Raw genomic sequence first — 13,120 nt, forward strand, 5'->3', positions numbered from 1 at the left:
AATGTGTGTTCTCAAGCCCGCTTTGGCGGGCTTTTTTAATGGTAATTAGGCGTGTTCTCCTCTACAGTTTTAATTACATAAAAAAATGCAGGGTCGCAGGGTGAAAAGAACAACTTTATTGGTATTTTTGTTACTATCAGTAAGCTTTTTTAGTTATGGAACAACAAAAAAAGTGTATTCGTGGAAAGATAAAAATGGTGTTCTGGTATTTTCTGATACGCCACGCCCCGGTGCTACCGAAGTAAAGCTTAATACCCCTAACTTGACCATGCCTGCTACCGACACCAGTATTCTTGATAACACAGCCAGTGCAACACCCGTAAACTTTAAAATCGCTATTTCCTCACCTGAAGACAAAGCAACAGTCAGAGAAAACTCCGGTTCTGTTTATGTTACAACCCGTGTCATTCCTCGCTTTGCAACGGGTTTTAAAGTACAACTTTTTGTAAATGGTGCCCCCCATGGCGAACCAAGTAATAGTTCTACTTTTGCACTACGAGGCGTAAATCGAGGCGAGCACACATTACAAGCCAAACTATTTAATGCGAACAATAAACTCGTTTCGGTCAGTCCAGTTAGCACATTCTACATGCACAGAGCGTCTGTTTTTGGTGGGAATTAATTTTTTCAAACGCGCCTCGCAATGCAAAAGGATTATGCTAAGCTGCACTTAATCGTAACGCACTAAAATGGTGCAACCATGCTCAGTGATACACAATTTAACTCAGAATTGCTCGACAGCATTTGGAAAAATTTAAGTACAGCGGTTATTTTACTTAACCGTGATTTTAAACTTGTTTATGCCAATGATAGTGCCAGTGAGCTACTTGGTTTAGGGCCAAAGCGCATTCTCAACCAACCGTTTGATAACCTGTTTAACTACCACTCTATCGATCTTAAACGCATTGCTCAGTATTCACTCTTTGATGGTGTTGATTGCCACCAGCATAGAGCTGACGTGGTGTTCATCGATTCTCGCCATGCCAAACTCACAATTAGTACACGCCGAATTACCAATAAAGATGACAATTATATCTTGTTTGAATGCCGCCAGATGGACGATGAAATTCGCCACGATCAGGCCTCAAATCAAATGCATCAGTATCAAGCTGCACGTAATTTAATTCGTGGTTTAGCCCACGAAATAAAAAATCCTTTGGGGGGTATACGCGGAGCGGCGCAATTATTGCAGTATGAGGTTGATCAGCAAGAACGAGATCAATGTGCAGAACTCATTATTGAACAAGCAGACCGCTTACGTGAATTAGTCGACCGTTTACTTGGCCCGAATCAACTGCCACATAAGTCGTATGGCAATATTCACCAAGCGCTTGAGTCTGTCGTTAAATTAAGCATGCTTGATAACAATGCAAATATCACGTTAGTGAAAGACTATGACCCGAGCATACCCAGCGTATATATCGATCAGAGTAAAATTCAACAAGTGGTATTAAACATTATTCGTAATGCACAACAGGCGCTCGTTGATGGGGGAGAAATTAGAATAAAAACCCGTATCAACCATCAACATAGACGCCCTGGTAAAGCACCGAAAAAAACCTTGCTGATCCAAATTTCGGATAACGGTCCAGGCATAGACAAGAGTTTAAAAGAAACCTTGTTTTACCCGATGATTACCAATAAAGAAAATGGGTCGGGTCTTGGCTTATCAATCGCGCAAACGTTGGTTGACCAACATGATGGACACATAGAGTGTGACAGTTGGCCAGGCCATACAGAATTTAATATCTATTTGCCTTTTACGGATTAATGGTTTTTTTTGGAGTAGTCATGAAAACAGTGTGGTTAGTTGATGATGATGCCTCAATACGCTTTGTATTAGAAAAAGCGCTGGCACGAGCAGGATTTGAAACTCAAAGCTATGCCAATGCGCAAGAAGTGCTGAATGCTTTAAAGTTTAGCCAGCCTACCGTGCTGGTGTCTGATGTGCGTATGCCAGGTATGGATGGTATGGCGTTACTAGAAACAATCGCTGAGCAAAACCCTGGGTTACCTGTCATTATCATGACTGCCCACTCGGATTTAGATTCGGCGGTTAATGCGTTTCAAAAAGGGGCGTTTGAATACCTCGCAAAACCGTTTGATTTAGAAGAAGCCGTTTCTTTAGTTGAAAGTGCTTGCCGTGCAAACTCCACAAAGAAAACCAGACGCAAACAAGCGCCGCAAACCAATGCCCATATCATTGGTGAAGCCCCTGCTATGCAGGAAGTGTTTCGTGCAATAGGTAAATTATCTGCATCAAGCATGAGTGTTTTAATCAATGGCGAATCAGGCACTGGTAAAGAGCTTGTCGCCAGTGCGTTGCATAACCATAGCCCACGAAAAGAAAACCAGTTTATTGCTCTTAATATGGCTGCCATCCCTAAAGAACTGGTTGAGTCAGAATTATTCGGCCATGAAAAAGGCGCGTTTACAGGGGCCGACAGTATTCGTAAAGGCCGCTTTGAACAAGCGAATGGCGGCACGCTATTTTTAGATGAAATTGGTGACATGCCACTGGATGTACAAACCCGTTTATTACGTGTTTTAGCCGATGGTGAGTTTTACCGCGTTGGCGGGCATCAAAGTATTAAAGTAGATGTTCGTATTATTGCCGCCACCCACCAGAACTTAGAAGACTTGGTAAAACAAGGTAAGTTTCGTGACGACCTATTCCACCGCTTAAATGTGGTGCGTCTTCGCTTACCAGCTCTTCGTGAACGTACAGAGGATATTGAACGTTTAGCACAACACTTTCTCCATAAAAGCGCCAAAGAGCTGCAAGTCGAAAGCAAAATTTTAAGCCCAAAAGCGACCGAGCAATTGCGATTATTTAACTGGCCGGGTAACGTGCGTCAGCTCGAGAATACCTGTCGTTGGTTAACCGTAATGGCACCTGGAGAGCTTATCAGTGAGCAAGATTTACCACCGGAAATTATCGCGGCAGAACCTGTAGAGCAAGAAGGTGATTGGCTTGAAGCTTTCCAACAATGGTTAAACCTCGAGCTTAAACAAGGGAAAGAAAATATTTGGCCCGCGATTCAAGCTCAACTGGAAACTCGTTTAATTAAAACCGCACTGGCAAATTGTGCAGGCCACAAACAAGAGGCTGCGGTTAAAATTGGTTGGGGGCGCAATACATTGACCCGCAAGTTAAAAGAGCGCAATATTAGCTAATTTTGCGTTATAAACGATGTAAGTAATGAAGTTAATCGAACATATTCCGCTTATTAAGCAGATGGAAATTATTAACCGATTGGCGTTCTTTCGGGAGTTTACCCTGAGTGAACGACAGGTGTTATTAGAATCTTTCAGCCATTTGTATTTAGTACAACAAGGTCGAGCTGTATTTAAACAGTTTGATAATGACAAGCGACTCTATATTGTTTTGAGTGGTTCATTAATCATCTTTAAGCAAAGCCATTTGCTTGAGCTCGGCACCATTGAACCGGGTGAGTTTATTGGTGAAGGCGCATTTATCAATAATCGCGAGCGCAGTACTAGCGCCCGCGCTAAAGTGGATACTATTTTACTGGCAATCACACCGGAAGCCCTCACCCGTTTGCCTAACGTGATACGCGAAAAAATTAAAGACCGCATCATCGAAGGCATGAGTGAGCGTATTATTAAACTGAGTAACTTCCTCGAATCACGCGGCTAGTACATAGCGCTCCATTAACCATGTAGACGTTGCTTTGCTTACATTTAAAAGAAATGTGTCTGTAAGTAATGTATGTAATTGCTCACGTGATTGAATAACCTGTTGCGTATGAACTGCTGATGTTTCGTGCCAATAATGCAGTAGATTATTTCGAATAAGCCAGCGTTCACCCTTTTCAATACGAGATACAACAAGGTTGTTAACAAATGCAGCGTCTGGATGGTGATGACTATAGAAATGAGCGATTTCGCAATCACTCTCATAGAATTGAGCCAGTTCAACGCGGTATAAATGCTGAGCATTTGGTAAAACTTGCCTCACATCAATTAGCCTGTCACGTCGGCTAATTTCATATAAGTTCACACCTTCACTGACTCGTGACGACTGATCAATTGGCAATGCGATTACCGGTGTACTTACCCCAAAGCCAACATCGAGCAAATAGTGTTTACCCTCGAGTGTCAATTTTGTTAATCGGTGCGAGCGAGGGTTTTCTTCACGGCCGTTAAGCATCACCCGCGCTATGAGTATTTCAACATCAAAACCGAGTGCGACCAACGCAAGAAAGAAGATCTTGTTATGTTCAAAGCAATAACCTCCTTCTTGTAAATTAATTAAACGTGAAAACACTTTATCGTCATCAAGGCTCAGTGATTTAGCCTGTAATGCATTGACACTGCTGAAACTATAGCGAGCTAAATGCGCCGCTTGTAAACGCTCAATCAATGCAAGATTTCTGTCTTCATTAATGTAATCAATAGCCAAAGAATTTAGATAATGTTTAATGTAGTTTTGCATGGCATGTCCTTATAAGTAATGATGACAGCCATGCTAAAACCTCAAGTTTAGTTGAGGTAAAGATTTTTTAGTCCATATAGACTATTTGCAACGAGCAATTTAACCAACTAGGCTGATTAACCCTAATAGTATATCGATAGGTATCTGTTGGCTTTTCACCAAAAGGTGTACTTACATAGGGTGTTGAATGGCTGTAGGTCTGTGAATAGTTTTTATAATAAATAACCAGATAACCGTACAGATAATCCCACTTAAGTGATACTGGGGTCCCGCCAGGAAGCACAAACTCGGCGTGCTTCTCGGTAAATGTCACCATCAGTCCATTAAACTTATCCTCATCGCAGTGTGTTGTGAAAACACGATTAGGCAGAGAAATTTCATCCTCCTCACTCGGTGCTTTTAAGTAAAAGCCAATATTGCCATGATTGTAAAAGTGATTTGCGGCGGTGGTGTATTTAATCTCAGGCTGATAACCCAGTCGCTGCATGATGCCAGCTAAGATCTCAGTCTGTTCAGTCAAAATTTTATCTTCGGATAACATCAAAGTCGCGTCGCCAAACTCTCGCGGCACACTCAGTTGCGTGTATTTATAAGGTAAACGCTGAGCACTTAAGGCTAAATCGAGCTGAGCTTGCTGCTGTGCGTCTAAGTTTTCTGTATAAACATAAACAGTTGGCTGTTGGCAACCAACTAACAATAGCAGCACACACCAAATATACATCCTGTTCATACTATTCCCTCCAATAGATTACAAGTGTAGTCTATTGGAGGAAAACTGATTAATCAACTAATTTAAATGGTGACTTAGCCATTTATCAACACTGCGTCGAGTGTAAAGAATATCTTTAAATAAGCGGTGAACCTGATACTCAAGTAACTCTTCTTTACTCTCCTCTCCATAGGCAAGCTGGCTGTGGTTATCATTAAAACGCGAAATTAATGCAAAGCCTTGTTCTGATTTATCAGGCTGCGCTTTCATTGTTTGGGTTAATAATGCACGCACATCATCTGCTGCAAGTAACGATGTATCGTCTAACCCCATTAGTTCTTTTTTCAGTACTGACCTAACGCCCATGACTACTTCTCCTGAACGAATAATAAATAAAACGACGTTGCATTTAGCAAGTAGCGCACCATATCGAGACGCGCGCAGTGTACTTATGAAATACTGCAGTTTTCTTACGACTCTGCAAAATACGTCATTATTTTTTGTGCTCATTTTTTAAGTATGTGAAGCGCTTAAAAATTTAACCTTGGTTCAATCCAGTGCTAGGCTTTATAATGGCTGCGATTAAATTATGAGAGACCAACATGAACGAAGATTTCATCGAAATTGAGCTTGAAGAAGAGCCAATAGAGTTATGTAACTTACTTAAAGTGCTCGATTTAGTTGAGACAGGTGGCCAAGCAAAGACCTTAATCGGTGAAGGTTATGTTGGAGTTAACTATGAAATTTGTACAATAAAACGGAAAAAATTATACAGTGGCGACGTACTTTCGTTTGATGGTGAGCAATTTCAATTAACCTTAAGTGAGGATGCAATACCGAACCCTCGCCCAGAAAAACAACCTGAGCAACAACGACAGAACGCCCCGCAAGAGAGCAGCGCATCAACAGCCAAAAAACGTAAGCGCACTAAAAAGCCTAAAGTAGACGAAAAAACAGGTCGTCGCCCTATTTCTTTTGGTTAGCCTTGCTTAGTTAATATTTATCCCCTTTAATTGTGCTTGATAATAACAATGTAAAGGTGATTTATGACTTCTCCCGCTTGGCTCAAACCACTTGCATGGGCCGCATTAGTTTGGAATCTACTCGGGGTAATTGCACTTATTATGCAGCTACTCATTACCCCAGAGATGATTGACCAATTACCACTCGATCAACAAGCCGCATACCGTGATATCCCGCTGTGGTCAACGCTTGCCTTTGCGATAGCGGTGTTTTCAGCCTGCTTAGCAAGCATTTTATTGCTTGCTAAAAAAGCCCTCGCGAGAGAGTTGTTTCTTATTTCGTTTGTCGCTGTGTTAGTCCAGCAGTATTACAACTTTATCGTAATCGATAGCCTCGCCCTCTTTGGTTTTAGTGCTTTGGCAATGCCATTTTGCGTGATTGTAATTGGCTTATTATTGTTGCTTGTTAGCCATCACGCAAAACAGCAGCATTGGCTAACTTAACGTCAGTCTATGTTATGAGCTGCTGTCTAATTACTGCTCTTTTATTGCTCTCTCCCCTTGAAATAAATTGCATCGGCATCAACTATAATTAGATAGCATATTTTTTCATCAGCACGGTGAATTTTAATAGCTGGTATTAAGTTTGCAGATATCTCGTAAAGGAAACATAAAAAGCGAGCATTGCTTGCGTAAACCACAGGGGCAAATAATGAATAACAGTTTTGATACCCAAAAACAGCTTACGATCAATGGTGAGCAATATCATATCCACTCTTTACAAGGTCTTGGTGACAAAGCCAAACGCCTGCCTTTCTCATTAAAAATATTGTTAGAAAATCTATTACGCAACGAAGATGGCGTAAACATTAAAAAGCAAGATATAGACGCACTTCTAAACTGGGATCCACAAGCAAAACCCTCCGCCGAAGTTGCCTTTACGCCTGCGCGCGTGGTGATGCAAGACTTTACAGGTGTCCCTGCGATTGTTGATTTAGCCGCAATGCGCGACGCCATGGAAAAACTTGGCGGAGACCCCGCTAAAATTAATCCACTGTCACCTGCGGAACTCGTAATAGACCACTCTGTACAAGTTGATGGTTATGGCGAAGATGGCTCGTTCGACTTAAACGCCAAGCTCGAATATGAACGAAATAAAGAACGTTACGAATTTTTACGTTGGGGACAAACAGCCTTTGATAACCTTAAAGTGGTGCCACCCGCAACCGGTATTGTACACCAAGTTAATTTAGAGTATTTGGCCCGTGTGGTGTTTAACGATCAAAAAAATGGTCAATCCCTCGCTTATCCAGATACCCTAGTCGGCACAGATTCGCATACCACAATGATTAACGGCTTAGGCGTACTTGGTTGGGGTGTCGGTGGCATAGAAGCCGAAGCGGCCATGCTTGGTCAGCCCATCAGCTTGCTAATTCCACAAGTGGTTGGTTTTAAGCTCAATGGTCGCTTGCCCGAAGGCACAACCGCCACAGATTTAGTGCTCACAGTAACCGAAATACTGCGAAAACATGGTGTCGTGGGTAAATTTGTTGAGTTTTATGGGGATGGCCTTGCTGACTTACCACTTGCAGACCGCGCTACCATCGCAAACATGGCACCTGAGTATGGTGCAACATGCGGTATTTTCCCGATTGATGATGAAACGATTAATTACCTGCGTTTAACAAATCGCGATGAAAAACAACTGAAGCTAATCGAAGACTACGCCAAACACCAAGGACTGTGGCGAAACCCAGGCGACGAAGCACATTACACCGACACATTAGAGCTGTCTTTAGATGATGTAGTGCCTAGCCTTGCTGGTCCCAAACGTCCGCAAGACCGTATTGCCCTTGATAAAGCAGGCGAGGTGATTGGGGAACACTTAAGAGCTTTCCAAAATGAGCGCATGCAACAGCGTGATAAAAGTGATACTCAAGAAGCACGTATCGAAGATGAAGGTCCGACAACAAATCCGGATGATCCTGTTAACGAAGCGCAATATATGGGCGCAGCCAAAGTTAACTTTAAAGGCGAAGAGTTTGAGTTAAAAGACGGTGCGTGTGTCATTGCAGCAATAACAAGCTGTACAAACACGTCAAATCCGAGCGTTATTCTGGCGGCGGGTTTAGTTGCTAAAAAAGCCAAACAGCTAGGGTTGAAAGTAAAACCGTGGGTTAAAACATCACTCGCGCCAGGTTCTCAAGTGGTCACTGATTACTTGAAAAAAGCGAATTTAATGGATGATTTAGACGCGCTTGGGTTTAACCTTGTGGGTTATGGCTGTACCACGTGCATTGGTAATTCAGGCCCGCTCGCTGATGAAATAAGTGAAGCAATTCAAAAGCACAAACTTGTTGTAAGCTCTATTTTATCGGGCAATCGAAACTTTGAAGGCCGTATCCACCAAGATGTAAAAATGAACTTTTTAGCATCACCTCCGCTTGTTGTGGCCTACGCTATCGCGGGACGCACCGACATTGATGTATACAATGAACCCTTGGCACAAGACCCCAATGGTAACGACATTTATCTAAAGAACATTTGGCCAAGTGTGAGTGAGGTGAGTGAGTTAGTGCGTGATACCGTCACCAAAGAGATGTTTGCATCGAGCTACGGTAATGTTTATCAAGGTGATGATCGCTGGCAAAAAATCCAAATCCCTGAAGGTAAGCTTTATGACTGGGATGACGCATCAACCTACATTAAAAAAGCGCCATTCTTTGATGGCATGGAAATAGAACCGCCCGGTATCCCCACGATCAGTGGAGCACGTTGTTTAGCAAAACTTGGCGACTCAGTCACCACCGACCATATATCACCTGCGGGGGCGATTAAAGCCGATGCTCCTGCTGGCTTGTACTTACAAGAACATGGTGTAGAAAAAGCACAATTTAACTCGTATGGCTCTCGTCGAGGCAATCATGAAGTCATGATGCGCGGCACCTTCGCCAATGTACGATTAAGAAACTTACTTGCTGCTGGCACTGAAGGGGGTGTCACACGCATACAACCAACAGATGAACTTGCCAGCATTTTTGATGCGGCCATGCAGTATCAACAAGACGGTACCCCATTGATTATTTTGGCTGGTGCAGAGTATGGGACCGGTTCATCACGTGACTGGGCAGCAAAAGGCTCTTTATTACTGGGTGTAAAAGCAGTCATAGCGCAAAGCTATGAGCGTATTCACCGCTCTAACCTGATTGGTATGGGCGTATTACCGCTTCAATTTAAAGAGGGTGAAAGTTATGAATCGCTTGGTTTGACTGGTCAAGAATCCTTTGATTTTGAAGGCTTATACGACAAAACCAATGAAGTCAGCGTAATTGCAACTAACAGCGAAGGTAAGCAAGTTAGCTTTAGTGTTGATGTGCGAATTGATACACCCAAAGAGTGGGATTACTACAAACACGGCGGCATTTTACAGTATGTACTTCGTAATATGCTGGCTGAGCAGTAATCACTTTTAAGTTAACTAAGGGGCTGAGATTTCAGCCCCTTTTTTGTTTAAAACACCAATAAATTGCAGTTTAGACCAGCACACTTAGTTACAAAAAATGAAAAGCACATAAAAATCAGCATGTTAAACTTGGATCATAATTTGCAAATGCTAACCAGATAAAAATCACAATAATTTTAGAATCCATATGACTATTGCATCATTCAAACGCCCGATGTGCGCAACTGCCATCTCATCGAGCTTATTATTAACCGGCTGTGTTATTCATGTATCTGCGGATCAGTTTGCTGAACAAAAACAACAAGACTTACGCGTTTCGGCTGCAAATGTAAACCAGTTAAGAATCGATGCCGAAGCAGGCTCACTGATCATCAAAGGCGACAGCAATGCCACAGCTATCACAGTGAATGCCAATATCTATGCGGCTAAAGGCGATGAAACCTATACGCTAACACTTGAAAAACACGGCGACACAGTTGAGCTTATCAGTAAGCTCAATAATGGTAGCGTGTCGTTTTACAGTGGCTCATCACCTCATATCGATTTAATCGTATCTGTGCCAGCACAGCTTAAACTTGATATTGATGATGATTCAGGTGATATCGTCATACGTGCTATGCAAAGCGATATCAGTATTGATGATGACTCAGGATCCATTGTGATTGAAGGAGGTCGCAATATTCGTCTTGATGATGACTCTGGCGACATTCACATTAGTAATGTAAGCGGCAATATCAACATAGAAGACGATTCTGGCTCAATTATAATAGACCAAGGCCAAGGCCGTATTGATATTGAAGATGACTCTGGAGATATTCGCATCGAGAATAGCCAAGGCCCAGCACGTATCATTGATGAATCAGGTAGTATTAGCGTTAAAACATTAGGTGGTGCGCTCACTATCGAAGACGGCTCTGGTGATATAGATGTAAGACACATAAAAGGGCTCGTTACCATCACCGATGGCTCTGGCAGTATTTATGTCAATGATACCCTTGGACTCACTATTATTGAGGCTGGTTCTGGCGACTTAAGTATTGACAATATTAACGGCCCAGTAAAGCTTAATAAGTAACCAATCATTACTTGATTTAAAACAAACCGTCTAAGTCAGATAGCACCTACACTTTAATTACGCCTTTAAATGTTGGTGCTTAAAATGACAGAAAAAAATATTATAAGAACCCTTAAGGTATTTATTATATTAGGTATTTGCTTAATTATTTTAGGCCACTCGCTGTTAGCAAGTAACTATTTAGATGAAAGCCTAGGTGTACACGGCATTATGATCAGTGCGGCTTGTATCGCGGTAGGCGTGTTATTTTCATTACCGACAAAGATTTATTTAACCATTCTTTTAATGAAGCTTGAAAGCGAATTAACCACAAAAAACACGCACGTTTAGTGTTCTAATTGCTTATTACGTTGCTCAATTTGCAGCTTTATTTGCTCAGCATCTTGTATGAGTTGTTGTATTTTTTTAGGGTCGTATAAATTCGAATCTGCAGCTGATTTAACCTGTGTCTCAGTTAACTTGCTTTCGGGGTCTGCTTGAAAACTCTCTGCGGGTAACACCGTGATTTCTCGCGAGTCTAACGTCACCAACGTACTCGCATATTGTGGGTGAGGTGTATCTGCAAAATGCCACTGTCCCTGCTCATCTTGCCATTTATAAACCACAACAGCTGCATGACCATTATCAGGCTCGCTAAATTGCTTTAAAAGCTGCTCGGCTTTAACACCCCACGACTCAACATTTTGTGACGCGCTTTGAGTGACATCATGACTTACTTGTTGTGAATAACGTTGCAACATGCTGAGCGATAAGTAAGGCTGACCATCGGGCTTTTTTATATAAAATAGCAGCACAATACTGGTCAGTAATAGCATTACTGCAAGATAGCAAAATCGCTTCATGATCCAATTTATCCGTTATTGGTAGTTATTCATTATCTTAGCAAACTCTCCTGATGATTTGAGATTTTTCAGAAAGTCATTAAATTGTTTGCTGGTCTCTTTACCACGTTCATCAAACGCAAACTGTAACTGTAATGGCGCTTTGCCTACAGAGTAATCACTCACAGTGAACTTTTTAAAATCATTATTGCGAGCAACATACCACGTTAAGGCATCCCGAGAAATCACTGCGACGCGTTGGTTATGCTCCCAATCCATTAAGGCAAGTAGCATTTCAAATTCTGAGTAAAAATTCTCTCTGTGCATATCACCCGATTGAAATAAGTGTTCAAACTGGGGATAGGTGTAGCCATAACGCGCCATAAGCACATACCCGGCAAGCTGTTCAATCATAGGAATATGGCAGCCACTTGGCATGACCAATACATCTTCTACCACCGCGAGCGCATCACTCCAATAGTATTGATTCTGTCCAACATACCACTCTACAGACTCGATTCGACCATCAAGTAACCCTTCATCAAGCATTTTTTGTGAACGTTTCTCTGGCACATAAAAGTAATCAATACTCACTCCATATTGTTTTGCAAAACGGTTCAGTAAATCGCTCACAATCCCCTCTTCTTTACCGGCCATAAAATGATAAGGAGGATAATCGCTATCAGGCAATCCTATACGAAGCGTATCGGCTAAACACAATGGACTAAACAACAAGAATAATATAACTAAACGGCTCATGATTTTCTCTCACTCGATTGAGCCATGGACTATACATTTTTGGTATAAAAAAAGCGCAACCGATGTCGCGCTTTATGAATTTTCTGATAGGAAATTAGGACTAAATACCGTCACCATCAATGTGTAAACCACACTCACGGTTTAACCCAAAGAAACGAGTCTCTTCTTCAGTCATACCGGGTTCGAGTTTACGTGTTGTATGCACATCACCCATTGACACATAGCCTTGCTCCCAAAGCGGATGGTACGGCAAATCATGTTTCGTTAGGTACTGATAGATATCGCGATTATTCCACTCTATCAGTGGATATACTTTCACTGTACCACGGCTAATTTCAACTATTTGTTTATCAGCACGCGACGATGATTGGTCTCGACGAAGGCCACTGAACCATGTACCCGCATTAAGCTCATTCAATGCGCGGGTCATTGGCTCAACTTTATTAAGCTGATTGTACTGCTTAATACCCGCCTCTCCTTGCTCCCAAAGCTTACCAAACTTCGCTTCCTGCCACGCAGGGCTGAGCTCAGACTTGTACACTTTAAGATTCAGCGATAACCGTTCTGTCATGTGTTCAATAAACTGATATGTCTCTGGGAACAAATAACCAGTATCAGTCAGTACCACAGGAATATCTGGCTGCTGCGATGTCACAAGGTGTAGCATCACAGCGGCTTGTATACCAAAGCTAGACGATAAAAAGTGTGTACTTGGTAAGTTTTCAAGTGCCCACGCAACACGCTCCTCAGCGCTTTTTTCAGCAAGAAGACCGTTAATATCAGCCAGCATGGCTGTTTGGTCTTCTTTGCTCATCGTTAAGATGTTTTTAAATTCACTCATGGTTAATTCCAAACCTTAAAGCGGTATCGCT

15 protein-coding genes are annotated in these 13,120 nt (G+C 42.1%); 9 read left to right on the forward strand and 6 right to left on the reverse strand.

The annotated features are described in order from the left end of the window. The first annotated feature begins 85 nt into the window (after positions 1–85). The 4 genes from LPA49_RS08700 (at position 86) to LPA49_RS08715 (ending at position 3,661) form a co-directional block, all read left to right on the forward strand. On the forward strand, positions 86–622 hold the full coding sequence (locus LPA49_RS08700; RefSeq protein WP_036974161.1) for a DUF4124 domain-containing protein: 537 nt from the start codon (positions 86–88) through the stop codon (positions 620–622). Positions 623–700: 78 nt separating this feature from the next. Then, on the forward strand, positions 701–1,771 hold the full coding sequence (gene glnL / locus LPA49_RS08705; RefSeq protein ID WP_036974163.1) for a nitrogen regulation protein NR(II): 1,071 nt from the start codon (positions 701–703) through the stop codon (positions 1,769–1,771). Positions 1,772–1,791: 20 nt separating this feature from the next. After that, positions 1,792–3,177, forward strand: coding sequence for a nitrogen regulation protein NR(I) (ntrC, locus tag LPA49_RS08710; protein WP_036974166.1), 1,386 nt, complete (start codon positions 1,792–1,794; stop codon positions 3,175–3,177). Between the two features lie 25 nt (positions 3,178–3,202). Next, a complete protein-coding gene (locus tag LPA49_RS08715; protein ID WP_036974168.1) occupies positions 3,203–3,661 on the forward strand; it encodes a cyclic nucleotide-binding domain-containing protein in 459 nt (152 codons plus the stop codon). Here the strand turns inward: LPA49_RS08715 and LPA49_RS08720 are convergent. The 3 genes from LPA49_RS08720 to LPA49_RS08730 form a co-directional block, all read right to left on the reverse strand. Then, entirely contained in the window at positions 3,650–4,459 is an 810-nt protein-coding gene (locus LPA49_RS08720) for an arylamine N-acetyltransferase (protein WP_074989651.1), read from the reverse strand. The two genes, LPA49_RS08715 and LPA49_RS08720, sit on opposite strands and share 12 nt — an antisense overlap. 67 nt (positions 4,460–4,526) lie before the next feature. Continuing rightward, positions 4,527–5,189 carry a hypothetical protein gene (locus LPA49_RS08725; protein ID WP_036974172.1) on the reverse strand — a complete coding sequence of 221 codons (663 nt, stop codon included), beginning with the start codon at positions 5,187–5,189 and terminating at the stop codon, positions 4,527–4,529. Positions 5,190–5,246: 57 nt separating this feature from the next. Then, positions 5,247–5,534 (reverse strand): hypothetical protein, encoded by a 288-nt coding sequence (locus tag LPA49_RS08730; protein WP_065978927.1) that lies wholly within the window; start codon positions 5,532–5,534, stop codon positions 5,247–5,249. Between the two features lie 236 nt (positions 5,535–5,770). Between LPA49_RS08730 and LPA49_RS08735 the strand changes: the two genes are divergently transcribed. From LPA49_RS08735 to LPA49_RS08755, 5 genes are all read left to right on the forward strand, one after another. Further along, a complete protein-coding gene (locus LPA49_RS08735; RefSeq protein ID WP_036974175.1) occupies positions 5,771–6,151 on the forward strand; it encodes an RNA-binding S4 domain-containing protein in 381 nt (126 codons plus the stop codon). A gap of 63 nt (positions 6,152–6,214) precedes the next feature. After that, on the forward strand, positions 6,215–6,634 hold the full coding sequence (locus LPA49_RS08740) for a hypothetical protein (protein WP_230236389.1): 420 nt from the start codon (positions 6,215–6,217) through the stop codon (positions 6,632–6,634). A 208-nt stretch (positions 6,635–6,842) separates the two neighbouring features. Next, positions 6,843–9,593, forward strand: a complete 2,751-nt coding sequence (gene acnA, locus LPA49_RS08745; protein WP_230236391.1) for an aconitate hydratase AcnA — start codon at positions 6,843–6,845, stop codon at positions 9,591–9,593. Positions 9,594–9,780: 187 nt separating this feature from the next. After that, complete coding sequence (locus LPA49_RS08750; RefSeq protein ID WP_230236393.1) at positions 9,781–10,668, forward strand: DUF4097 domain-containing protein; 888 nt, start codon at positions 9,781–9,783, stop codon at positions 10,666–10,668. Positions 10,669–10,752: 84 nt separating this feature from the next. After that, entirely contained in the window at positions 10,753–10,998 is a 246-nt protein-coding gene (locus LPA49_RS08755; RefSeq protein WP_036974184.1) for a hypothetical protein, read from the forward strand. On the opposite strand, the gene LPA49_RS08760 is transcribed toward LPA49_RS08755, so the two are convergent. The 3 genes from LPA49_RS08760 to LPA49_RS08770 all read right to left on the reverse strand — a co-directional run bounded on the left by LPA49_RS08760 (position 10,995) and on the right by LPA49_RS08770 (position 13,089). Beyond that, positions 10,995–11,510, reverse strand: coding sequence for a DUF4124 domain-containing protein (locus LPA49_RS08760; RefSeq protein ID WP_081759806.1), 516 nt, complete (start codon positions 11,508–11,510; stop codon positions 10,995–10,997). The two genes, LPA49_RS08755 and LPA49_RS08760, sit on opposite strands and share 4 nt — an antisense overlap. A gap of 15 nt (positions 11,511–11,525) precedes the next feature. Then, the gene (locus tag LPA49_RS08765; protein ID WP_081759807.1) at positions 11,526–12,248 is read right to left on the reverse strand and encodes an ABC transporter substrate-binding protein; all 723 of its coding nucleotides are present in this window, start codon (positions 12,246–12,248) and stop codon (positions 11,526–11,528) included. Positions 12,249–12,348: 100 nt separating this feature from the next. After that, on the reverse strand, positions 12,349–13,089 hold the full coding sequence (locus LPA49_RS08770) for a phosphoadenylyl-sulfate reductase (protein ID WP_036974190.1): 741 nt from the start codon (positions 13,087–13,089) through the stop codon (positions 12,349–12,351). Positions 13,090–13,120 lie beyond the last annotated feature (31 nt).

The organism is Pseudoalteromonas sp. MB41, assembly GCF_020966275.1.
Lineage (GTDB): Bacteria > Pseudomonadota > Gammaproteobacteria > Enterobacterales > Alteromonadaceae > Pseudoalteromonas > Pseudoalteromonas lipolytica.